Here is a 24,641-nt window from a genome sequence, read left to right on the forward strand (position 1 = left end):
GAAAGACCGATGCAAACCGTTTTAGTAACCCTGATTACGCTGGTGGCATTTGCTGCTAACTCCGTGCTTTGCCGCTGGGCGTTAATGGATCAAACGATTGATCCCTTGAGCTTTTCGATTGTACGTATCTTGTCTGGAGCGCTAACACTTCTGATTTTATTAACGTTATCTTCGCAGTCTAAATCTAACTCCAAACCTAAACAGGATTCACATAACAGCGGTATATCGGGATACACAAAGCTCAAATCACAGTTCCAATTAGCATCCATATTGTCACTGCTCGTGTATATGTTTGGCTTCTCGTTTGCTTATTTAGAGCTTGGCGCAGGTCTTGGTGCTCTGGTGTTGTTTGTCGCAGTGCAATTTACAATGATTGCCGCGCATTTGTTCTCTGGCAACAGAATGTCACTCATTGAGTGGGGCGGGTGTTTGTTATCTGTGGCAGGGCTTGTTTACTTGTTAATGCCAACGGAATCGACACAGGCACCCGACTTAGTTTCTATCATCTTGATGTCTTTGGCTGGAGTTGGGTGGGGCATTTACACGTTGGCCGGAAAGAAATCGTCAAACGCACTGCAATCGACCACCGCTAACTTTGGATTCAGCTCGCTAGTTATCCTTTTGGCATTAAGCTTATTTTCTTTGATACCTAATGCGTTACCGCAAGTATCTATCACTGAGCAAGGTTTGATTTACGCGGTTATATCGGGCGCAGTGGCTTCTGGTATCGGTTATAGTTTGTGGTATTACGTGGTGAAAAAACTGAATACGGTGGTTGCGTCTATTGCACAGCTTTCTGTTCCAGTTATCGCGACACTTGGTGGCGTATTACTGTTATCTGAACCTGTCACCATGCAATTTATAGTCTCATCAACCGTTATACTTCTTGGGATAAGCTTGGTTCTTGTCGCTCCTAAACATAAGAAATAAAGAGTTCAATCATTAACTTCTATGGCTAAACCAAACAAGAAACAACCGACCAAGACGGTTCAGATTTTCTGCGCCAAATGTAAAACGCAACTTTTTAAGTATCGGAAAGGTGGCAAAGGTGCACTCGTGAAATGTTTTAAGGAGCGTATCGTTGAAGATTTCACGACAGAGCCATGTGTGTGCCCTGAATGCGGGATTGAATTTGCGCGAGATACCTTGGTTCGAGGTACGCCAGCCTACAAGTTTGTTGGTGGTAAGGTAACAATGAAATAAAAATGCCACCGCACTCATTGTGTGGCATTTCAGAACTGTTATTGAAGTTCAGAATCAAAAGCTAGTATCAATGAACTTTGACACGCCCTTGGAGCTTAAGAAGTATTAGCGAGACAATTGCGCCAGTTGTATCACACAGCATGTCTTTCTGCGCATCCCAAATATCACCTTGTGAACCAAGGAATGCGATACCTTCATCACCACCTGCAATCTCCGCGTACCACCACTCGATAATTTCATAGCCTGCAGCAACACTCATGATCGCAAATAGCGCAAAGAAACACGCCAGTACCGGTTGAGCCAGTTTTTTACGAATCAAGTACTCTGCGAGTGGGTAAGCATAAAGGCCAATAGAGAAATGGGCGACACGGTCAAAGTTATTGCGTTCAGAACCTATCATGTTATTGAACCAATCAAATGGCACCTCAGCGAAGGTATATTTCGCGCCTATCGTATGCAAAATCAGCCAGATAAACATCAAAACGTAGGCTGTCTTAGTGAAGGTGAGCTTTGTTGATACCCACCAAATACCCACCAATATCGCGAGCGCTGGGACAATTTCGGCAATCCACACAGCTCTTGAAGAGGGAGCGAACGCTGAAAATAGAAACACAGTCAGATACAGCGTCGTCAATGACAGTAATGGTCGATTTTGAGCAAGTGGCGTGATTGTCATATCAAGATCTCTCGTCGAAGTTTTTAATAGTGTCACACAATAATGAACAGTGTTCAATTGGGGTTTAATCACCAGATTTGTTGAAAAGTGGTGTTATCGCCCAGTATCTAGACAAACGGTTGCTAGAGTTTCACAAAAGTTTGATTTACAACAAAGCGATCCTTAAAATCGCTCTATTACTACATAACAAGAAAGAAAGTCATGAAACTGGAAACTGTCGATTACCTTGCTGACGACGCAGCAGAACAATTTGTTCGCTCTCTACGTGAAACTGGTTTTGGTGTTCTTAAGAACCACCCAATCCCGAAAGAGCTTGTTGAGTCAATTTACGAAAACTGGTACCAATTCTTCATCTCTGAAGAGAAAGAGAACTTCCACTTTAATGTTGAAACACAAGATGGATATTTTCCACCTTCAGTATCTGAAGTTGCTAAGGGCCACACTGTAAAAGACATCAAAGAGTACTTTCATGTATACCCTTGGGGCCAAATCCCTGAACAGCTCAAAGAACAGATTCTAGATTACTACCAACGTGCGAATGCTTTTGCTCAAGAGCTGCTAGGTTGGGTTGAAGCTCATGCTCCTCAAGAAGTACAAGAGAAATTCTCTATTGCGTTATCAGAAATGATTAACGGCAGTGAACAGACTTTGCTTCGTGTTCTTCACTACCCACCAATGCAAGGTGATGAAGAGCCAGGTGCAATCCGCGCTGCGGCACACGAAGACATCAACTTACTGACTGTTCTTCCTGCAGCAAACGAGCCGGGCCTTCAAGTTAAAGCACAAAATGACGAGTGGTTAGATGTTCCATGTGACTTCGGTAACATGATCATCAACATCGGTGACATGCTTCAAGAAGCATCAGGTGGTTACTTCCCATCGACAACTCACCGTGTAATCAACCCATCAGGTGAACGCCAAGAGAAGTCTCGTATCTCTTTGCCTCTATTCCTTCACCCGAAACCAGAAGTAGTGCTATCCGAAAAGTACACAGCAAACGAATACCTAATGGAACGTCTAAGAGAGCTTGGCGTTATCTAATGAGTTAAATGCTTAGTCCCTAATACTGGATAGATGTGAAAGGTCAGCTAAATTGCTGACCTTTTTTGCATCTGTAGCAAAAAATAGCTCCTGTATTGCTTACGGTTGCGTTCGACTAAACGGTATTCAGTCTTGACGGTAAAAAGTGTCTTTAAGCCAAGCGATAGAAAGTTGTTTGTCCTTAAGCTCGACAAATCGTAGAAAATCGCTTTCAATTAAAGAAGATACGCAACGGATGAGAAACAGATTACTTATAGAACCACTGTTTTGAAAATCCATTAATTCAGAAAAGCTAACTGAGTCAACTATGTCGAATCATCAAGATGTGCGAGCAAACTTTCACTGCCATATGGAAAACCCATTGCTTTGGCCGATAATGGAAGTGCTTAAGCAAAAGCCAAGTGGATGGAAAGTTCACACATTGGCGGCTCATCTGAACGATCTTGGGTTCGTGCCTGTGTTAGATCCTGTGCCTGAGAAAGAGTTGTTTAAGAAGAACTTCCTGATCATGAATGCGCTTTATCAGCTTCAAGAAACTTTACATCCTGATGGTTGGCTACAAGTCCAAGCGATGGACATTGAATTGATGAACGGTCGTTATCACGGAAGCAACCACAACATCGATCGTCAAGATCCACTTCGAGACTACTATATTAATTGGGTTAACTATGAAGCGGATGAAGGTGAAGTTAAAAGACTGTTGAACGAATTTTGGACTCGGTACCGGAAGTTTGTTGGTGGTGATGAGCTCGATATGGATCGAAGCCGAGCATTGAACCTGTTTGAGTTACCTTTAGACGCGACTCACCATGAGATTAGAAAGCGTTGGCGACAACTGGCGTTGAGATGGCATCCAGACCGAGACGAGGGTAACACCGCAAAATTTCAGACGCTCTGTGAAGCATGGCATGTATTACGAAGCTCATAATCGACAGTCACTTTTAACTGCCTAGCTGGGTGGAACCCTAAAATATAAAGCCCCATATTGTGAGTGACACAAGTGGGGCTTTGTCGTAATTACGTTATGTGTTGTAGCGACTTAAGTTGTTGGTGCTAGGAGTGATCTTTGCTCTCACCACTTTTATGCTCAAAGGCATAGTCGAGTACTTTACGGATATAAGGTGCGCCGACTTTCGAGCCGCCGTTACCGTGTTCAATGACCACAGTCGCGACATATTCAGGGTGTTCATAAGGTGCGAAAGCTGTGTAAAGCGCGTGGTCAAGTAGATGCCTAGCGAGTTTCTTCGAGTTGTAGACCTGATCTTTCGCTAGATCAAACACTTGTGCAGTTCCTGATTTACCGCCGCTCGTGTATTTAGTTCCCTTAAATGCACGCCTGCCGCTGCCTCGACTTCCGTGGTTCACGAGTCGCATCGCGTTGATGGGCACATCCCAAATTCTATCCGGTACTTCAGTGATTGAGGGCATTGGCTCCGGTTCGACAAGTTTTTGGGTACTGAAATCTTCACCGTGGTCTAAGGTAGCTCGTAAGATATGCGGTGGCATCACCTTACCATGATTAACCAATACTGAAGTTGCTTTAGCAAGTTGCATCGGTGTCGAAGTCCAATAACCTTGGCCAATACCAATCGGTACTGTGTCGCCCTGATACCAAGGGGTGCGATAACGCATCATTTTCCATTCTCGAGTCGGCATGTTGGCGGTACTTTCTTCATAGATGTCGATACCTGTCGGTTCACCAAATCCAAATCGGTTCATCCAACTTGAGATTCGGTCAATACCCAAATCAAAAGCGGTTTGATAAAAGAATGAATCCACAGACTCTTCAATCGCTTGGGTGACATCAACAGGCCCGTGCCCCCAACGTTTCCAGTCACGCCACGATTTGGAGTTTCGTTTTGAACCGGGAATTCTCCATACCCCATGGTCGTTACGAATTGTATCTTCAGAGATAACATGCTCTTGCAGTCCTGCCACAGCCATAAATGGTTTAACAGTTGATGCAGGAGGATAAACACCTAGAGTCGTACGGTTTACCAACGGGTGAGCAGGGTCATTCAATAAGCGTTGATAGTTCTTACTCGAAATGCCGTCGACAAAAAGGTTAGGGTCGTAACTCGGGCTTGATGCCATCGCTAACACGCTGTTGTCTTTTGGATCGAGAATAACTGCGCTGCCAGTTCTATGGTCAAGTTGCTCAAAAACGTATTTTTGCAGTTCAAGGTCGATATTTAGCACGATATCTTTGCCGGCTACTGGCGGCACGTATTCAATCGTTCGAACAACTCGTCCGCGGCTATTTACTTCTACTTCCTGATAGCCCTTGGTTCCATGTAGGATATCTTCGTAATAACGCTCAACGCCGAGTTTACCTATAATTGTTGTAGCTTGATAATTCGCATCTATCCCTTGTTCTTCAAGTTTTCTTAGATCGCTATCGTTGATATGCGCCACGTAACCAAGAACGTGGGTAAGAACCTCACCATTCGGGTAAAAACGCTTTAAGCTGGTATCGATAGATAACCCGGGGAACTGGTACTGATGAACAGAGAACTTCGCAATCTCTTCTTCCGTTAAGTTCTCTAGAATGGTCACTGATTTAAAACGGCGGGTGTTGTGATAACGTTTTTTGAAACGAGCGATCTGCTCGGCATCACGTGGGACGTATTTGTCTAGCTTGGCGAGCATTGCATCGACATCATCGGTTTGCTCTGGAATCATAGTCAGATCAAAGACAAGTTTGTTCTCTGCAAGCAATACGCCGTTGCGGTCGTAAATCAGCCCACGAGTAGGGGCGATAGGCAACACTTTGATCCTGTTACCATCGGCACGAGTTTGATAGCTTTTAAAATTTTCAACTTGAAGTCGGTATAGGTTGCCGACTAAGACAAGAGTGAACATCAAGATCCCACAAAATGCGACGATTACGCGGTTTTTGAATAGGTTCACTTCGATTTTATGGTCACGCATCTTAACGCGTTTATGATTCATTGAAGCCTCAAGGGTTTGTTACATTTGGTTACACTTGTCGAGTCGGGACTTTATCTGAATATCACTAGGGTTTTGTAAAAGCTGTGTCATGATTTTAGGGAACGACAGCATTAGATGGCGGTAAACAGCGCCTTTAATTTTCTTATTACAAAAGTTGATAAGTAATTGATGTAAATATTAGTTTTGTGAATTTTTAGAGTTGAAGAGTTTTGATAACACTAGAAGTTGGGCAAATAGAGGTTAGAAAGATTTACGGCCCTCAGAATGAGAGCCGTAGACCGTTAATTTGCTGACTTAGTAGCTAGTGACTTAGTAGCTTAGTCGCTTAGTAGCTTAGTAAATTGGAAGCTTGGAACTTAAAAAGCTTAGAAGCACAATAAATCTTATAGTTAACGAAATCAGTTCGAAGGCTTGAACTGAGATTTACGCATACGGTTAAGAGCTGCCATCACATCTAATGTTCTTGGTTTCGCTAAATCACCGTAGTTAGGCATGTTAGCGTGCCATTCGTTTTCCAAAATAGCGTTGAACTCTTTCGCTGGGTTGTTTGACCAACCTGGAGTTTGTGCAAATTGGAACCAAGCCCAACCGATCGCGTTTACTTCAGATGGCGATTCTAATTGCTCAAGCGCAGAAAGGTCTGCGAACTCTTTACCAAAACGCAGTGACTCTTTGCCTTTCGCGTTAACACGGAATTTACCGTCAGTTAGAATGTTCATTAGCGATGCGCGGTTCAATGAACGCGGCACAAACGTTTCTAAAGCCGTCTCGCATTCATTAGTACGCTGAGTAGGGTGCTGAGCAATAACGTCTTTTGCTTTTTCCGTCACATCTACCGCTTGGTAGTCGTGCATTTGAATCACAGTGTTCGCCACATCCAGGTAATCACCAGAGCCACCCATTACAACAATGGTAGAGATGTCCATCTCTTCACGAAGTTGGCCAATGCGGTCGACAAGTGGCGTGATTGGCTCATCGCCTTTTGACACTAGCGCTTGCATACGCTCATCACGAATCATGAAGTTAGTCGCTGATGTATCTTCATCGATAAGTAGAGTTTGAACACCGGCTTCAATTGATTCTTGTAACCAAGCCGCTTGAGACGTAGAGCCAGATGCATCTTGTGTACTGAAATCAGACGTGTCTTTCTGCATAGGTAAATGATTGATGTAGTTTGACAGGTTCAAGCTGTGCACACATCGACCATCTTCAGCACGTATCTTCATCGTATCAATCGCAGTTACGATGCCTTCACGACCGTCACCAGGAATATGGTTGTAGATAGAACGTTCAACGGCGTTCAACAGAGTCGATTTACCATGAAAACCACCACCAACGATTAGCGTAATGCCTTTTGGAATACCTAGGCCAGTCACGTCACCTTGATTTGGTGTGTTTAATGTAACGCTCAACGACTCTGGAGCTGCGAAAGGCACAGCGTCTTTCATCGGCAGGTCACAGTTACCCGCGATACGCGGTAGTACACTGCCGTTTGCAACGAACGCCGCTAGGTTATTTTCGTCCAATTGAGCACGCAGTGCTTCTTGGTCTTCAATCGTTTCACAGTGCTTAATCATTGCATCGATGTTCAACTCACGCTCAAGCGTTGCGCGACGAATAAACTTCGGTAAGTAGAAAGTGATGATGTTGTTCGCTTTCTTAGCAAGAATGCTACGGCCATCAGCAGGTAGGTTGATACGGAAACGAATTTCGATACCGTGTTCTGTGAAAACAACGGCCGTATTGTCTAATACTGTTTGGCCCGTCAGGGCAATAGACACGGTCGATTCTTGTTTCGCGAACTCAGAGAAGCTACGTGCGATAAAGTCACGAGCGGCTACTTGGTATTCATAAGATTTTTCTTTCAGCCAATCTAACCCGGTCAAAGACCACGCGCGCGTTGCACGAAAACGAGAAGCTGACGCGTATGGGTCACCTTGAATGTGGTCGATGTGTAATTCAAAATCAGCAAAGTCGTATTGACCTTTAATTTGTTGATATGCACGGTAGTTTTGTTTTTCGAGCTTTTTAAGCTTTGCAGTCAACTGATCCATAACGAGGAATGCCTATATAAGGGGAAAGATAAAAACAGAAAGGCGGCGATTATAAAAATCACCACCTTTAGAGTAAAGAGAAAGTAGGCCTAAATCCAAAACTAACTGCTCTTTTCCGCTTTAAGCGTAGCGAGTTGTCCCCAAATAGTTTTGATTGATTAAGCTGTGTTCGAATTCTTGGCTCGGCATTGGCCTTCCGTAAAGGTAGCCTTGGCCCACATCGCAGCCTTCATTAATAATAAATTGCTCCTGAACCTCAGATTCTATGCCTTCAATCGTGACTTTTAGGTCGAGCTTTTTCGCAATTTGAACAATAGAACGAACAATTTCCGAGTCTTCGTGTGAGTTGAGCATTTGGTCGACAAAGCTCTTATCAATCTTAATGGTATCAAATGGGAATTTCTTGAGGTAACTGAAAGAAGCGTAGCCCGTGCCAAAGTCATCCAATGACAATGTAACGCCAATATCATGCAGAGATTCTAAGGTATTCTTGGCAACCACTTCATCTGCAATCAGGCCGCTCTCCGTGACTTCAAGTTCTAAGCAACGAGGTTCTAGATGGTAGGTTTCGAGTAGGTGAACCACTTGTTCCGCAAAGTGCACGTTCTTAAGTTGAATCGCAGACACATTCACGGCCATTTTGAAATCGTCAACGTATTCAGACCACTCTTTGGCTTTTTCAATCGCATTGCGAAGAACAAAGCTACCCACTTCGAAAATCAAACCGTTTTGCTCAGCCATATGTATCAAGGTTTCGTTAGAAATGTCACCCAAAACAGGATGTCGCCAACGGAGCAAAGCTTCTGCACCAACCCAGCGATGCGTTAGCGGGCATACCTTGGGTTGAAAGTAGAGCATAAGGTCATCATTGCGAACGGCTTGAAGCAAATAGCCTTCGATCTTATTAATATGGGTTTGTTCTTCGGTATGAGATTGAGAGTAGTAAGCGAACTTTTGTCCTGAATCTTTACAGGCTAACATCGCTTCAGAAGATTTTTGCAGAATGCGTTCCGCATCATCTTCGTCGTTCGTAACTGCAATCCCAATAAAGGCGTGCAAATGCACTTTGTCACTTTCGATATCAAATTCTGAATGGCCAACTTTAACTAGCGTTTGGCAAAGTTCTTCTAGGCGATGGTCCAAATCTTTAACGCTAAACGCCAACACGAGGTCAACTGAAGTAGGGCGTGCTGTTAACACTTCTATATCAGAGATACTGTCGATGCGTTGTCGGTATTCAACAAGCACTTGGTCTAACGCACTATAGCCGTATCGAGCTTGTATGCGTCTGCCGTTGGTAAAACCAATATGAACGACTGCAAATGAGCTGTCTGTTAGCCTTCTTTGTGACAGTAGCTTGTGGTTTAAGCGAGATTCAAATGCGGTTCGGTTTAAAAAGCCTGTACCGAGATCGTGATTCTTTTGGAAATTGATCTTTTGCTCTGCTGCTTTTCGCTTATCAATCTCTTGATTTAATGAATAATTAAGACTCGCAAGGTCTTTAGTCCGAGTGTAAACACGGTTTTTCAAGTCTCTATTCATTTGAGTGAGCTTAGCATGCTGAAACAGGGTTTTAAGCTGGGACTCTATCGAGGTGCGAAAGCTCTGTAAAAGCTTGATGTAGGTGGGAGTGTAGTGGTTTTCTTTTGAATCTAAAATGCAGATGGTGCCAAATAATTCGCCATTCGGCCAAAGCAGCGGAATACCACAGTAAGAGACTAAGCCGAGCTTGATATCTGGATTGTTTTCCCAGTCAGGATCGGCGAGGGCATTGGGTACAACAAGTTGTTGTTGAGACTCCATCACCGTTTCACAGTAAAGCCCATTACCTAAGGTTTCAGAGTCACCTTTGTTGTAAGGGTTATTTTCACTACGGCTGGTTGAGAAAACTTCAATATAGTTGGCGTGAACACGCATGATAAGTGCGGCGGGCACTTGAGTGATTTGAGCCAAGAGGTCAACAATGTTCTGCCAACCTGACTCCATATCGTCTGGAATATCTAAGTCTATCGTTTTTATTTTCTTCATATGACTCCGAGTCAATTATGCTAAATGCATCAACACATCCTGTGTTAATTATGATGAACCAAATAAACTATGAACCTTACGTTAATTAATTATAAGAAATGTTGCACGAAAAAACCTCCGCAATTTTGCAGAGGTTTTCAAATGTGAATCTGGGTCTCAGTAATGAGATAAGTTTCGATTAAGGCTTTAATTTTATAAAATCTTCAGTATTAAGTTTCTGGTTATAGTCTACCGAAGGTTGAGCAAACCCATTTAACTGCAGAAACTCCTCTTTAAACCCTTGGTAATCGCCTAACATTTTGAAGTTGTTCTCATCCATCTTTTCTAACAGCTCTGTTACGTGTGCTTGGGTTTCAGGGTCTAATTCCCAGTCATCCATACGAATCAGACGTTCACCATCAAGTGGCACTTTAGTTTGTCCATACAGTTTGCAGCTAAACAAGCGCTGCATCTGTTCAATACAACCTTCGTGGGTCTCTTTCTCTTTCATAACTTTGTACAAAGCAAGTAGATAAGGGCTGAGTCCCGGGATGAAAACGCTCGCTTTAGTGACTAGGGCTTTACAGACAGTCGCGTAAGCGTTGCCATCAAAGTTAGCTAACTCTAAGTTAAGTGCGTGGCTGGTTTGGTGAAGGTCGATCTTAGCTCGCCCCAATGTCCCGTCTAAATAGATAGGGTGTGTGACTTCTGGACCAACATAAGAAAACGCGATTGTCTTACAACCCGGGGCGATAGATTCAGCGTTGATAAGCTCATCTATCCATTGTTCCCAATCTTCGCCGCCCATCACTTTGAGTGTGCTTTCGGCTTCTTCTTCCGTTGCAGCATCAAGTGTGTTTGTCACCCAATTGTCGTGCTCCAGAGAAATCGTCGCGCCAGTTACGCTTTCACCAATAGGCTTGATGGCAGAGCGCCAAAACTCATCGGAATCTGGTTTAGGACGAACGCCCGCAGCTAAGCTATAGATAATCAGGTCCACTTCACCTTCAAAGTAGGTTTCAATGGCTTCAACAACTTGTGAACGTGTTTCTTGCGAAAATGCATCGCCAACGATATTGATAGCAGTGCGTTGCTCTCGTTCTGCTTCTTTTTTGAAGTAGATGTTGTTGTACCAACCAGCACTACCTAGGGATTTTTCGTTTGGACCGCGCTCGAATGAGACGCCGATAGTGTCAGCTTTTGCGCCGCCAAAGGTAAGGGCAATACGAGCGGCAAGGCCAAAGCCTGAGGAAGCGCCGATAATCAGTACGCGTTTAGGGCCATCTTTGATTTGCGGCGCACTCTTAACAAACTTGATTTGTTGCTTTACGGCTTCTTGACAGCCAATAGGGTGAGCGCTTTTGGCTACCACACCCTTGATAACAGGTTCGATCAGCATAAATAACCTTACAGTTAACGGTGATATGCACTCAGGCTAACGTAAAGCTGTGTAAAATTTATTGAGCTAGACCATTAAAACTTAAAGATACTGATATAATTCTTCGGCGACGAATTCAGCAATCCAAGGTTGAGCTTCTGGTTTTGGATGCAGTCCATCGTTCATCATCCACTCAGGTTTAAGGATGATGTGCTCAAGGAAAAAGGGCAAAAGTGGCACGTTTTGTTGATCAGCAAGCGCTGCAAAAACGTATTCAAACTGCTGGTTGTAACGCTTTCCGTAATTCGGTGGGATTTTAATCTGCATCATTATAGGTTTCGCGCCCGCAGCTTTTATCTGCTCAATGATTTGATCAAGATTCGCAGACATCAGCTTCGGTGGGAATCCACGAAGTCCATCATTCGCACCAAGTTCAATAAGAACAGTGTCTGGAGCGTGTTCTTCAAGCAATTGTGGTAGGCGAGCCAAACCATTGCCAGTTGTGTCACCCGAAATACTTCCGTTAACCACGGTGACTGTTTTGTCATGCTTTGCTAATGCGTCTGGTAACAGGCTTGGCCAACTCTGTTTGATGTCCATGTTGTAACCAGCACTCAAGCTATCACCAAGGACCAGTAGCTTAGAATCTAACTCGGTATCTTGAGCCAAAGAAGCGGTTGAAAATAAAATAAAGAATAAAAAGGAAATTAGTCGAGTCATGCATACATCCATCATTAAAGCAGAAGCTGTTTCGAAGACAGTGTCTACTAATCAAGAACATTTAACAATCCTAGAGCACGTCGATATCGATATTCGTGAAGGCGAAACCGTCGCGATTGTCGGCACGTCTGGTGCGGGTAAGTCGACCCTAATGACGCTGCTAGCTGGTCTTGACGTACCAACGAAAGGTGAAATCAGTTTATTAGGGCAGCCACTTTCACAGCTTGATGATGAGGCAAGGGCTAAGATCCGTAGTGAATCGGTTGGGTTTGTATTTCAAAGCTTCTTATTAATCCCAAGCCTATCTGCACTACAAAATGTCACGCTGCCTTGTTTGTTGAAGGGAGAAGACGAAGACATCGAACGCGCGACTGCTTTGCTTGAATCCGTAGGCTTGAAAGACAGGCTTGATCACTTGCCGTCCCAATTATCTGGTGGTGAGCAACAAAGGGTCGCGTTGGCGCGCGCATTTATGATCAAGCCAAAAATCCTTTTTGCTGATGAACCCACAGGTAACCTAGACCAGCAAACAGCTGCCAAGATTGTTGAGTTGTTGTTTGAATTGAACTCATCTCACGGCACCACGTTGGTTTTGGTGACACACGATCCTAAGCTTGCACAACGTTGCCAAAGAACACTTAAGATGCATGTCGGTCAGATAGAGGAAGTCTAAATTGAATTCATCAAACGGACTGAATAAACGCCTTTTTTCATGGAGTATTGAAGAGATTCGACACGGTCAGTTGTGGCCAGTTTCAATCGCTTTAACGCTTATTATTGCTTGTGTGTTTGCATTGTCGGCGTTGGCAGAACGTATGGAGCAGGTAATTGTTAAGCAGGGCAAAGATGCACTTACTGCCGATAGCGTGTTCATATCAGCAAACCCAATTCCGCAATCCTTGTTAGACCTCACTCAAGCTGAGCAACTAGAAAGCTCCCAACTAACCCGTTTTTCAACCATGGCATTCAGTGACAACTCGATGCAGTTAGTGACGGTGAAAGCGGTTGAAAGTAATTACCCATTACGTGGCGAAATGATCTTAGAGGGCGTTGATAAAGCATTAAGTAACCATGTTGAGCCGGGTGAACTTTGGCTAGACGAGCGTATATTTGCGCAGTTAGAAGTAGACATTGGTGACAATGTCACTATTGGCGATGCCGATTTAACGATAACAGGGCGTATCACTCAAGAACCGGGCTTGAGCTTTAACCCATTCCAGCAAATGCCAGCTGTATTGATACACAAAAGCGATATCGATGCGACTGGTGCCATTCAACCGGGAAGCCGTGTGAGTTTCAGGCTGTTCTTGAACGGTGATGATTCAAAACTGAAAGCCGCGCAAGACAGCGTAGAATTAACCCCGAGTGACCGCTGGCGTACTCAAGATTCTGCGAGCCGTACTAACGACATGTTCGAAAGCACGACTCAATATCTTTCGCTAACCGTTGCTATCGTTGTGATCATGGCTGCGACCACTTTGGTACTCACGTGCCAACATTATGTGGCGAGTCGTCGTAAAACCATCGCGATGCTTAAGAGTTTAGGTGCAAGCAAGCAGTGGATCGTTAAATGGTTGTCTGTACAGGTCTCTCTGTTAGTGGTTATCGGTGCAGTACTGGGAATTACCATAGGTATCGGCTTAGAGTTTTTGCTTCGTATACCTCTGGGTGACTTATTACCAACGCCGCTTCCTAGCTATGGTATTGAACCTGCTATCTTGGCGATTTTATCAAGTATCTTAATTGGTGTTCCTGCTCTTGGTATCCCGTTAATTGGCTTGGTCAACACCTCAGCAATCAGTGTTATTCAATCAAGTCACCAGTCAAATGAAAGCTATAAGAAATACTTGTTGTTACTGGTACCGATTATTCCAATGATGCTGATGTATGGCGACAATCTATTGGTATGGATAGTTCTAGCTGGTATCGCTTGCCTGTTCTTAGTACTCGCAATTGTGAGTACGCTTGTTTTGCGCTTAGTTGGTAAGCTGCCGACGTCGACATCTATGCGTTTGGCATTAAGCCGAATTAATCGCACACCATTAGCAACTGGAATTCAATTTGGCTCTTTGGCACTGTCACTGATGTTGTTGTCTATCATCTGGTTGGTCAGAAGTGATTTACTGTCAGATTGGCAACAAACCTTGCCCGAGAACGCGCCCAATGCGTTTGCACTTAACATTGCAAGCTATGAAAAAGACAGTTATCTCGAGACGATTGATGCAAACGAAGTAGAGCGCACTCAGGCGTTTCCAATTATCCGAGGAAGATTGACGACTATCAACGGTGTTGAAGCGTCGGAATACAGCGATACCTCAGGAGAAACAGACGCACTAAGTCGCGAGATCAACTTCACTTGGGGAGATAGCTTGCCTGAGTACAATGAAGTGTTAGAAGGCCGCTGGACACAAGAGCATGGCGTATCGGTGGAATCGGATGTCGCGAAGCAGTTGGGTCTAAAGATTGGCGATGAGCTTTCGTTCACAATCAACAGCCAGAATGTCTCTGCCCAGGTGAATAGCATCCGTAAAGTCGAGTGGCGTGAAATGAAGCCGAACTTCTATTTCATCTTTACTCCAGATGTCTTGAGTTCAATTCCTTCTACTTGGCTAGTGAGCTTCAGATTAGAAGAACAACATAATCAAATGCTCAACGAACTCTCTCGAAATCACCCAACCGTGAGTTTGATGGATATTCGTAAGATGGGTAGCAAGATACAAGAACTGCTCAAACAGATTGTTTGGTCGATTACTGTACTTGCGGCGTTAGGTGTGGTGGCGGGGCTGTTGCTTATCTTCACTCTATTGCGATTAAGCTTATCTCAAAGACAACAAGAGATACGCTTGTATCGAACATTAGGCGCGAGTAAGAAGCGAATTCTCAATACTATTTGGTGTGAGTACGGGTTAATGGCGTTAGTCGCAGGCTCAATTGCAGCACTCGGTTCTGAGCTCAGCGTAGCAGGCGTTATGAACTTTGGCTTTGAGTTACAACCTTCACTTCACCCGATGCTGTGGATAGCGCTACCTGTGCTAACGTTCATCACATTGGCCGCGGTAGTGAATAGCTTAATCAAACGCTTGTTGGCACCAGTAAACAAGGATTTTGGTTAGTGGTTAGCGTGATCTAACCAAATGCTTTAAAACGGTCTAAAAGTGAAATTATTTATATTTAGTCATGCACTATTTATAAGACGTCGCTTTAGACCGTTTTTTATTTGACCAATACATAGCACAACTGGCAAATATCTCACCTTTATTTCCCAACTTTTTAGTATTTTTTAAAACTAATTGCACAATAATGCCGATTTAATGAATAGCGGTTAGTCCCTGTAAACAAAGGGTTTGCGCAACTTAGCAAGAACGTTATCAACAGTTATCCACAAAAACGGTGGATAACTTTAGGGATAAGTTAACATCTATGTTTTAAGAGTACAGAGGCAGCCTTTATGTGGCGTCACTTAGGACAAATTTGACTGTTAGAATAACCTTTAAAACTCTATCTGGAGTTATTGAGTCAAGAGATTATTTATGTTTTTTACATAGATATTAAATCCCGCCTATCTAAGACCTTGATAAAAATGTGTTTTAATTCATCGCAGAACAAAAGTAGAATAGCGGCAGTTAATCTTATTCTACAGAACACGATGAACCACAACAAAACGGATACAAATCAACCTTCTATTGCCATTGTTGGTGGTGGTATTGCCGGAACAACAAGCGCGATTCACTTTAGTGAGTTGGGTTTTAAGGTCACTATCTTGGAAAAAGGGCCGAGTTTGGTTAATGGTCCACCAATTTGCCACCTACACGCTGGCGGCAATTTGTATCGAGATATTTCTGTAGAGCAGTGTCTCCAGTTGCTTACGCAGTCAATTGATACTGTCCGCTTATTTCCTCATACGATCAATATCCGCCCGACAATCATAGCCGTTCCGCACAGTGATGGTGGAGAGCCGTTGGATCTGCTTCCTCGCCTTAAGATAATCAAGAGCGCTTATGCCGAACTTGTTAAACAAGATAAGAGCAACCAAGTGCTTGGTGATCCGGAAGAGTATTACAAGCTGTACAGCAAAGAAGACTTACTAGCACTTTCTACAAAAACTCAGCCTCTGAAACCAACATCGCTTGATGATTGGTGTATTCCTTTTGCCAAACATACGGATTTAGAGACCCTTAAGTATCCTGTTGCTATGGTTCAAGAGTATGGTTGGAGCGTATTCCGCTTATCTGCGACCGCTCAACTGTCTTTAGGGCAACAAGCTAACTGTACCGTGTTAACCAATAGCCGATTACAATCTGTTGAGTCGACGAGCCAAGGTTGGTCTTTGACTTATACCGATGCCGAAAACCAAAGCTGCCAACTAACGACCGATTACTTGATCAATGCCAGTGGATTTGAAACAGGTATTGTGGACGACTTTGTTGGCTCTAAGCAGCAAAGACTGGTTGAGTTTAAAGCCGCATACGTTACAGAGTGGCCGTATTCACAAGAATGCAAGGAAGAGTGGCCAGAGGTTATCTTCCATGGTCCGAGAGGCACTCCGCAAGGTATGGCCCAATTAACGCCGTATGCTGATGGTGTATTCCAACTTCATGGTATGACAGAAGGGATTACTTTGTTTGAGGGAGGGCTTGTTTCATCATCAACAGACTCGTCACAGCCACAGTTGCCTTCGAAGTTGCTTAAGAAAATTGTATCGGGTTGGAGTGAAGAGCAGCTTGAATTAAGAACTCGCGCGGCAATAACGCATATGTCTCAGTTCATCCCAAGTTTCAGCTCTGCACAGGTAGGTGGCAAGCCTTTGTTTGGAGCGCAGCAAATACCAGGAACGGATCCTAGCTTAAGAGCTTCAGACGTCTCATTCTGTGGTGAACGCTATGCTCGACTTGAAGTAGTGAAAGCTTCTTCAACATTAGAAGCGGCACAAAAGGTTGCTGAGCAATGGTTTGATGTATTAGAGGCGGTATCTATTGAAGATATGCACTCAGTGACAATGTCACTTAATCTAAATGATATTGAGAACCGAGCAATAGATTTGACCAAAGAACGTGGATACCCAGAAGCGCTTGCAAAGGTGTCAGGCCAAGATCACGCTTAATAGCCAATCATCATCGACTGCGCTTAACTTCTCCAATTCGGCTTACCGTAATAGATAAGCCGAATCTTCATTCAAACGCCAGCTTAGATACCGAAACTCACCTAAACTACATCTTCCTCGCTAATTATTCTTAGCTACATAGCAATTAGCACATAACACATAGCAAAGACTAATAGCCGAAAAACTGAGCCCATTGGCACCAAACATCTTGCAAGCCTAAGCGATCGCCTTTGCTGAACGATATCTCATGTCCCGGTTTGGCTTGTGCCAAGCGCGGTAAATCGATTCTGGCGACACATCCAATCTTCGGATAACCACCTATGGTCTGTCTGTCATTAAGCAACACTATAGGTTGTCCATCTTGAGGGATTTGAATTGCACCTAAGGCAATACCTTCTGACAACAGCGAAATGTCAGGCGAGTCGACGGGATCGCCACTGAGTCGATAACCCATCCGATTAGAATTTTGATCAACGTGATACTGCGCGTTATACAAAGTCTCTCTTGCTGAATCGGAGAATAGCTCGCTTTGATAGCCTTCAATAACTCGTAGGTTCACGGGCAGGTTGTAATCAGGCTTGTATCTGAAGGTAACACTCAACGCTTTGAATGGACGAGAGAGTGAGTGTTGGGTAAATGCTATTTGTTGACCTTGCTGGCATGGCTCTCGATCTTGTGTTAATCCACCAATCTTTTCACGAGTCACCGTAGAGCAGCTATGAAGAGTTGATGGAACATCAAAGCCGCCTTTAATGGCTAAATACGCCCTTAAACCATTTTTAGGTAAACCAAATGAGAGAACTTGCCCCTTAAAAGCTTGAAAAGTACGCCAGTTAGCCTGTGGTTTACCATCAAGCTTCGCCTGTAAATCGCCCCCGCATAGCGCCATCTCGCAATCAAAATCAATTCGTAACGAGCATTGTCCAAGCGTGATTTCCAAAGCAGCTTGGTTTACTGGATTTCCCAATAGATGATTGGCCCAGCTATAAGAGTAATCATCAACCGGCCCACCTTGCGTTAATCCTAGATGAGCAACACCAAATCGCCCAAAATCTTGTATCAAACTCAACGGACCGGGCTTAATCACTGTCAGTGTTGGTCTAGCGTTTGTCTTAGCCATTTACGATGCCTCCACCCAACTCTGCAAATTCTTGTTTTGAAATCGCGATGAAACGAACGGTGTCACCAACATTAAGCAGAGACAATGGTCTTTGAGTGATATCGGCGTTCTTCAATTGGCTATGCTCGAACAACGGAAGCGGGCAATTACCAATAATATTCCAGCCGCCCGGCGAGTCCGAAGGGTACACAGCTGTTTTAGTATCCGCGATGGCGATACTGCCTTTGGGCACATTTAAGCGGGGTGTAGAGTGACGGGGCAAAGCAAGCTCATTAACCACATCAGACATAAACGCAAAGCCAGGCATAAACCCAATAGCACTGACGCTGTATGTCTGTGAGGTGTGATATTGAATAATATCTCCCAGCGATAAGCCTTTGTCTTGATACCTGTCTAAATCGAGCGCCGTTTCTGGTGAATAATAGGCAGGAAGCTCAATCGTATTACGAGTTTGACTAACACTAGAAAAGGACGATAGAGCGTGATTCATCAAATTATTGAGTTGTTCAATGAGCTGCTGTTCTGATATTCGATAAGGTAGGTAATCGACCAATATTGTTTGGTAAGCCGGCGTCACATTCATCAACACCGATGCTAAATTTTGGCGAATGGCATCGGAAAAGTGAGCCATATACTGCACATATTCAGCGCTAGATTGATTGTTTGAAGGCGATAGCGTCAAGGTCACCAAAACGCTGCATTCCGCGACTGGCGCTATATTGAATTCAATCTTATTCGTCGTCATTTCGTTTCCATACGTTTGTTTGCCTTTTGTTTGCTTACTTGGCATGTCTCACTTCCGCGAATAAACCAATACAAAGCAATTGAATCTTACGAGCGATTGATTAGGTGCTTGGTTAGGCGAACGAACAGGCCATGCGTCATACCAATCACACGCTTCATACTAATTAAAAGCGTTGAGGTCTTGTCTAATTTTTCTAATTAATGCAATAGATTGAGGGTTATCGCCATGAACACAGATGGTATCGGCTTCAATAGGCAGTCTTTCGCCCTCTAAAGTCGTGACTGAGCCATAGTTAATGATTTGCATGACTTGGTTATAGATATCGTCTTGATTGACGTAAACCGAGCCTTTTTGAGTACGTGGTGCTAGTTGCCCGTTGTTCAAATAGGCACGGTCGGCAAACGCTTCAAACAAAAGGGGTAAATCATGGTCGTCAGCAATATCCAAATACTGTTGATTGTCTGATGAAGAGAGAATCATCAAGGGGATGTTAAATTCAGCGACTGCTTGGGCTACCGCATTAAACACATCAATGTTCGCCATCATATCGTTATAAAGGGCGCCATGAGGTTTTACATAGCCAACAGAGGTGTGGTGATAGCGACATAGGGCTTGTAGTGCACCGACTTGATAGCAAACCAGCTCACTAATTTCATCCATAGTGTGTGGAATGGAGCGGCGTCCAAAACCAACTAAATCTTGATAACCGGGATGAGCACCAATTTGAGTGTGATAGTGCTGAGCCAGTTTTATCGTCTTGGACATAACGTGCGGATCAGACGCGTGAAAACCACAAGCGATGTTTGCCATATCGACCCATTCCATGACCGACTCATCATCGCCCATCTTCCAATTGCCGAAACTTTCTCCCATGTCGCAATTAAGCAAAATCTTCGTTGTCACGTGGTGCTAATCCTTTACGTTGAGGTAAGTAATGACGGTCTTATAAATACCACAAATAAACAGTGACCTAACTCATACTTTCGATACCGTAAATTTACCAGTATGGCATTTCATATATAGTTGAACTATTGATTAAAGGATTAATATCTATCTGTATATTAGGTGAGCACATGATATCCCGCCAGGTTTGCTTAGGACTAGCATTAACGACACCTGTTTTTGTCTATGCTCAAGTAAACTCTCTAGACCAACTCATGTCGATGAGTCTTGAAGAGTTGTCGATGTTAGATGTCGAAATGGAAACGGCTTCGAAAGTGACACAAAAACTCACTGACATTCCCTCGTCGGTGTATGTGCTTTCTAATGAGCGAATTCAGCGCAGTGGGGCAAAAACCATTGCGGAAGTCCTAACGCTTGTCCCTGGACTCAAAGTAACCAAGTTTAACGAAACCTCATGGTTTGTTTCTGCCCGTGGTTTTCATGATGGGCTATATAACAAGATGCTCGTGATGATGGATGGACGCAGCTTGTTTAGCCCAGTCTATGGCGGTACGTATTGGAGCGACGTTGATTATGTACTTGCCGACATCGAACGCATCGAAGTACTAAAAGGCCCCGGCGGAACAATTTGGGGAGGCAACGCGGTTAATGGTGTTGTCAATATCATTACTAAGTCTGCCAATGATACGCAGGGGACTTATCTCTCAGGTGTCGCTTCTAATACTGATAACTATGAATTTAGTGTTCGTCAGGGATTAAGCCTCAACGACAGTGTGAATGCTCGTGCCTTTTATAAGTACCGAGAAGAACCCACATATCGCACAAACGAATCTGAAAAATGGAAAGCACAAACGGCAGGGATGGTATTTCAGCCAAGTAATGCTGAAGAAAGTTGGTCATTACGTATTGGTGGTGAGAAAAGCTTTTATGAGTCGGAGTTGTATACGTTCCAATATGATAATTCAGGATCGTTTGTCGGATCACAAGCCAACGATTTTGATAATAAAAGCCAATCTGTTTATATTCAGTTCAACGATTCTCGCCATTTTGATGAAAGTTCGACACTCTCATATTCGTTATGGGGTGAATATAATGAGGATAACGCGCCAGACGCTCCGGGAAGCTATTCGACCATCGATTTTGACTCTACTTATATCAACCAACTATCGGCAAACCATCAGCTAACACTCGGTGGTGGCCTGCGATATATGTACCTTGATTTCTCCTCAAGCCAAGTTTCGGACGTGGATTGGTACAATCCCGATTACTACGGTAGAGCCTACAATATCCAATCTGCTAACGATTATATTGCGAACGCATTTGTACAGTCTCAAATTCAAATGACAGAAGCGCTATCGATAACTCTTGGCTTCAAGGCAGAGCACTTTACACAGAATGACTCGACAGAACTTTCACCTCAACTACGCGGTTTATATCAGCTAAATCAACGCCATTCTGTTTGGGCTGGCTTGAGTCGTGCGGTGGTTGCTCCTTCTTATATGGATTCAAACTCCACATATTACTTCAACAGTTACTATGCTGATTCTAACGACAGCTACCTTGATGTCTATAAATCAAATTCTGACCTGGAAACAGAGAGCGTCGTAACGGCGGAAATGGGTTATCGCTACTCAAACAATTCAAATTTCGAACTCGATGCGACGATATATCTGAGTGAACATGACAACCTTCGCTTCCACAGTTATGACCCAAATGATATCCCCGCGAATCATGTCTATGTCGGTGTACTGTCTGATGATTATAAAGCGAAAACATATGGCTTGGAGTTAGGCGCAAGCTATCAGCTCACTCAAGATATCACCAGTTACTTGAGCTATGCCTACACAACATTAGAGGGAAAAAACAAAGGTGATGACCCTAAATCTAGTCTTCAAACGAGTGTTTATTACGATATTGATAATGAACATTTAGCCACGGCACAGTTGATGTGGAATATCACAGAAAGTTGGCAATTCGATGTGATTGGCCAGTACATTAATGTGAATTACCCAGACTATTGGGTAGCAGGCGATGGCACTCAATATGAATGGCAGTCTTACCCACATGAAATAACCTTTGATGCGCGTCTCGCATGGAAAAAGTCGTCCGCAGCGCCTTTAGTTGAAGTGGTTGTTGAAAACATAGGTAAGAGTGACGGCTACCAAGCTGAATTCACATCTCAGAAAAGCGTCAATCAAGAGTCGGTGTATGTGAGGATCTCTCATGAATTCTAAATGGCTTAAGCACCGCATTAAGCTCGGTTTCTTTAAATTAGGCCTTGCCGCTTTAACGATGCTTATTATGCCTTTGAATACCTCGGCAGCTAGCTTCAAACCTTATGAAGTGAAAGCGGTGTACCTTTTTAGAATTGCGAATTTTATACGTTGGAATGATGAAAGCTCAATGAACGCTGTGAACTTTTGTGTGATTGGCGATGAAAAGGTAAGCCAAGTGCTGACGTCAATTACAGAGGGGAAATCTATTCGTTCGCTCGCTATCCAAGTTCAACAGTCGATTACATCTAAGTGTGATATTACGTATTTGTCTGACCGTAAAAATGACCAATTCCTTAGTCAAGAGCACTCCCCACATACTGTGACAATCAGTGATATCCCTAACTTTACAGACTTAGGTGGAGTCATTGAGCTTACTCACATTGATAATAAGCTCAAACCTAAGATCAATCTCGAGAATGCAAGGCGCGGTGACTACGTCATTGGCTCAAACCTGTTACGAATCGCTATAGTGGAGGACCAATAATGCTGTCTTTCATTAATAATATATCGATAAAAAACAAGTTGATATTACCGATTATCATCTTCATCACGGTTACTTTGGTGACAATTCAATCGGTAAATTACACTGTCACGTTTGAAAGAGAAAAAGAAAGCCTGATCCAGCGAGTTAAAGTGTTAGCACAAGGTGTTGCTTATAATCTACAAGCCGCGATTCTATTTGAGGACAAATCTTCGGCTCAAGAGATTTTGTCAGCTTTCGTTGCAGATAAAGATATTGTCAGGGTCAAACTCTATGACATTAACGAACAGCTATTTGCTAGCTACCAAGTGAACAACACATTGGTTCCAAGGCCGAACGCAGATGAATTAGACGATATCGCGGATCATCAATTTGCCATCTCTGAGCATTTCATCTTCTTGCTCGTTCCTGTGACGCTGGATGACGCTGTTATCGCGAACTTGAGAGTGACAATATCAAAAGAGACGTTTAATTCAATCTTAACGAATATTTTCAAGGTTGCAGCCGTCTATCTTCTGTTTCTGGTGATCTTAGGCGGCGTGCTGGTCAAATTGGTTCAACGCTTGATTATCGAGCCGATGTTTGACCTCAATGACGCGATGCAAGCCTTTATCGAACGCCGATCAGAGCAGCCAAAATTAGTCGTAACCAACCGCGATGAGATTGGGGAGCTGGTTCGAGCTTTTAATACCATGCTTGAAAGGCTTCAACACCGGGACAACCAAATCAATTTTACACTGGATAAACTCCAAGAAGAGAAGTCGTTCGCGAATGAGGTCATTGAGACCGTTCAGCACTCATTGTTGGTTGTAGATGAAAAAGGGGTCATCGTTCATGCAAATGCAGCCACTCGCGATATTTTTAAGTGCTCGGAAGCCTTTCTTGAACACTTGTTGATCCAAGAGTTGATCGTAACCAAGCAAGTTGGGTTCTTACAAGATGTTATCAACGCCAATATTGAACTGAATGACGAATTGCTGGAAACCACTGATCTCTTTCAATCTAAACGTTGGCTTCGAGTGAGTAGCCGTTCATTGTCAAAACATGGCCGTATCCTTTATGCAATTCAAGATGTCACGAACATCGAAACGGCAATGAGCCGCCAACGTATTGCGGCCGGTGTTTTTGAGAATAGTAAAGACGGCCTAATCGTACTTAACTCGTCCAACGTAATTACCATGGTAAACCCAGCGGTCACTGGACTACTGGGGTATCACGCCGATCTGCTGGTGGGCAAAACACCATTTGAAGTATTTTCTTGGCAACAGTTTTCGTCACTCATGCCGACTATTCGCAGCTCATTGGAAAATTATGGGCAGTGGCAAGGCGAAGTGTGGGAGAAAAGCGCATCCGGCACGTTAGTCCCTATGTTTGTCAAAGTGAATAGAGTTGCCTCAGACAACGAAAAAGACGAGTTTGATATGGTGTTAACTCTGTCTGATTTATCTAACGTTAAAGAGATGGAAAGACTCGAACACTTAGCTCATCACGACGCATTAACCGGGTTAGCGAATAGAGCGCAACTGTATAAAGTTATGGATGATGTTGTCACGTCGAGCCACTATTCAAATCAGCATTTTGCGGTTATCTACTTGGATTTGGATGGCTTCAAAGAAGTGAATGACAACTATGGACACGATGCAGGTGACGAAATCCTGAAAGAAGTGTCAAACCGGTTGTTATCTCAGGTAAGAGCGGGAGATTTGGTTGCACGTTTGTCGGGAGATGAATTTGTACTTATTATTAAGCAGACAAACAAAATCTTATTAGCGAAGCTAGCCGAACGTTTGTTAGAGCTTATCGGGCAAGAAGTGAATTATAAACAGCGTTCGCTTCATGTTGGAGCGAGCTTGGGCATACACTTAGTTGACGGTTTGGAGCGTGATATCGACGTGATTCTAAAGGTTGCCGATGAAGCGATGTACGAAGCGAAACGCAAAGGAAAAGGTCAATTTGTGTTCTCTCGTGATAGTTAATAGCCACA

At 43.7% G+C, this 24,641-nt stretch carries 19 protein-coding genes; 10 read left to right on the plus strand and 9 right to left on the minus strand.

The window, feature by feature from the left end; translation table 11 throughout:
- Positions 1 to 9 precede the first annotated feature (9 nt).
- Both CWO08_RS12200 and CWO08_RS12205 read left to right on the plus strand, forming a co-directional pair.
- Positions 10 to 930, plus strand: coding sequence for a DMT family transporter (locus CWO08_RS12200; protein ID WP_108020523.1), 921 nt, complete (start codon positions 10 to 12; stop codon positions 928 to 930).
- 21 nt (positions 931 to 951) lie between these two features.
- Positions 952 to 1,203 (plus strand): hypothetical protein, encoded by a 252-nt coding sequence (locus CWO08_RS12205; RefSeq protein ID WP_017067298.1) that lies wholly within the window; start codon positions 952 to 954, stop codon positions 1,201 to 1,203.
- Between the two features lie 67 nt (positions 1,204 to 1,270).
- Here the strand turns inward: CWO08_RS12205 and CWO08_RS12210 are convergent, their stop codons facing one another.
- Positions 1,271 to 1,879, minus strand: coding sequence for a DUF2238 domain-containing protein (locus CWO08_RS12210; protein ID WP_108020524.1), 609 nt, complete (start codon positions 1,877 to 1,879; stop codon positions 1,271 to 1,273).
- A gap of 201 nt (positions 1,880 to 2,080) precedes the next feature.
- Here CWO08_RS12210 and CWO08_RS12215 point away from each other — a divergent pair, with 201 nt between their 5' ends.
- Positions 2,081 to 2,920, plus strand: coding sequence for an isopenicillin N synthase family oxygenase (locus tag CWO08_RS12215; protein ID WP_009845327.1), 840 nt, complete (start codon positions 2,081 to 2,083; stop codon positions 2,918 to 2,920).
- A 307-nt stretch (positions 2,921 to 3,227) separates the two neighbouring features.
- On the plus strand, positions 3,228 to 3,848 hold the full coding sequence (locus CWO08_RS12220) for a DNA-J related domain-containing protein (protein WP_108020525.1): 621 nt from the start codon (positions 3,228 to 3,230) through the stop codon (positions 3,846 to 3,848).
- Positions 3,849 to 3,973: 125 nt separating this feature from the next.
- Here CWO08_RS12220 and mrdA read toward each other — a convergent pair whose 3' ends face one another.
- The 5 genes from mrdA to CWO08_RS12245 form a co-directional block, all read right to left on the minus strand.
- The gene (mrdA, locus tag CWO08_RS12225; protein WP_019826612.1) at positions 3,974 to 5,872 is read right to left on the minus strand and encodes a penicillin-binding protein 2; all 1,899 of its coding nucleotides are present in this window, start codon (positions 5,870 to 5,872) and stop codon (positions 3,974 to 3,976) included.
- Positions 5,873 to 6,270: 398 nt separating this feature from the next.
- A complete protein-coding gene (locus CWO08_RS12230; protein WP_048660185.1) occupies positions 6,271 to 7,926 on the minus strand; it encodes an ABC-ATPase domain-containing protein in 1,656 nt (551 codons plus the stop codon).
- 120 nt (positions 7,927 to 8,046) lie between these two features.
- Complete coding sequence (locus CWO08_RS12235; RefSeq protein ID WP_048661989.1) at positions 8,047 to 9,954, minus strand: EAL domain-containing protein; 1,908 nt, start codon at positions 9,952 to 9,954, stop codon at positions 8,047 to 8,049.
- 178 nt (positions 9,955 to 10,132) lie between these two features.
- Positions 10,133 to 11,332 carry an enoyl-ACP reductase FabV gene (fabV, locus tag CWO08_RS12240; RefSeq protein WP_048660183.1) on the minus strand — a complete coding sequence of 400 codons (1,200 nt, stop codon included), beginning with the start codon at positions 11,330 to 11,332 and terminating at the stop codon, positions 10,133 to 10,135.
- A gap of 81 nt (positions 11,333 to 11,413) precedes the next feature.
- A complete protein-coding gene (locus tag CWO08_RS12245) occupies positions 11,414 to 12,031 on the minus strand; it encodes an arylesterase (protein ID WP_076657240.1) in 618 nt (205 codons plus the stop codon).
- On the opposite strand from CWO08_RS12245, the gene CWO08_RS12250 reads away from it, so the two are divergent.
- The 3 genes from CWO08_RS12250 to CWO08_RS12260 all read left to right on the plus strand — a co-directional run bounded on the left by CWO08_RS12250 (position 12,030) and on the right by CWO08_RS12260 (position 17,132).
- Positions 12,030 to 12,704, plus strand: a complete 675-nt coding sequence (locus CWO08_RS12250) for an ABC transporter ATP-binding protein (RefSeq protein WP_004730959.1) — start codon at positions 12,030 to 12,032, stop codon at positions 12,702 to 12,704. The two genes, CWO08_RS12245 and CWO08_RS12250, sit on opposite strands and share 2 nt — an antisense overlap.
- A 1-nt stretch (position 12,705) precedes the next feature.
- Entirely contained in the window at positions 12,706 to 15,144 is a 2,439-nt protein-coding gene (locus tag CWO08_RS12255) for an ABC transporter permease (RefSeq protein ID WP_108020526.1), read from the plus strand.
- Between the two features lie 533 nt (positions 15,145 to 15,677).
- Positions 15,678 to 17,132: an NAD(P)-binding protein gene (locus CWO08_RS12260; RefSeq protein WP_108020527.1), complete on the plus strand. Its 1,455-nt coding sequence runs from the start codon at positions 15,678 to 15,680 to the stop codon at positions 17,130 to 17,132.
- Between the two features lie 169 nt (positions 17,133 to 17,301).
- Here the strand turns inward: CWO08_RS12260 and CWO08_RS12265 are convergent, their stop codons facing one another.
- The 3 genes from CWO08_RS12265 to CWO08_RS12275 all read right to left on the minus strand — a co-directional run bounded on the left by CWO08_RS12265 (position 17,302) and on the right by CWO08_RS12275 (position 19,900).
- The gene (locus CWO08_RS12265; RefSeq protein ID WP_108020528.1) at positions 17,302 to 18,252 is read right to left on the minus strand and encodes a biotin-dependent carboxyltransferase family protein; all 951 of its coding nucleotides are present in this window, start codon (positions 18,250 to 18,252) and stop codon (positions 17,302 to 17,304) included.
- Complete coding sequence (locus CWO08_RS12270) at positions 18,245 to 18,997, minus strand: allophanate hydrolase subunit 1 (protein ID WP_108020583.1); 753 nt, start codon at positions 18,995 to 18,997, stop codon at positions 18,245 to 18,247. The genes CWO08_RS12265 and CWO08_RS12270 overlap by 8 nt, the downstream gene beginning before the upstream one ends.
- Positions 18,998 to 19,156: 159 nt before the next feature.
- On the minus strand, positions 19,157 to 19,900 hold the full coding sequence (locus CWO08_RS12275) for a 5-oxoprolinase subunit PxpA (RefSeq protein WP_048660176.1): 744 nt from the start codon (positions 19,898 to 19,900) through the stop codon (positions 19,157 to 19,159).
- Positions 19,901 to 20,070: 170 nt separating this feature from the next.
- On the opposite strand from CWO08_RS12275, the gene CWO08_RS12280 reads away from it, so the two are divergent.
- Genes CWO08_RS12280 through CWO08_RS12290 form a run of 3 tightly spaced genes read left to right on the plus strand, consistent with a single transcriptional unit; the run spans position 20,071 to position 24,633 of the window.
- Positions 20,071 to 22,134 carry a TonB-dependent siderophore receptor gene (locus tag CWO08_RS12280; protein ID WP_108020529.1) on the plus strand — a complete coding sequence of 688 codons (2,064 nt, stop codon included), beginning with the start codon at positions 20,071 to 20,073 and terminating at the stop codon, positions 22,132 to 22,134.
- Positions 22,124 to 22,660 carry a YfiR family protein gene (locus tag CWO08_RS12285; RefSeq protein WP_048608322.1) on the plus strand — a complete coding sequence of 179 codons (537 nt, stop codon included), beginning with the start codon at positions 22,124 to 22,126 and terminating at the stop codon, positions 22,658 to 22,660. The genes CWO08_RS12280 and CWO08_RS12285 overlap by 11 nt, the downstream gene beginning before the upstream one ends.
- Entirely contained in the window at positions 22,660 to 24,633 is a 1,974-nt protein-coding gene (locus CWO08_RS12290) for a diguanylate cyclase domain-containing protein (RefSeq protein WP_108020530.1), read from the plus strand. Before CWO08_RS12285 ends, CWO08_RS12290 begins: the two co-directional genes overlap by 1 nt.
- Positions 24,634 to 24,641 lie beyond the last annotated feature (8 nt).

The sequence above is a fragment of the Vibrio sp. 10N.286.48.B8 genome (assembly GCF_003050085.1).
GTDB classification, from domain to species: Bacteria; Pseudomonadota; Gammaproteobacteria; order Enterobacterales; family Vibrionaceae; genus Vibrio; species Vibrio crassostreae.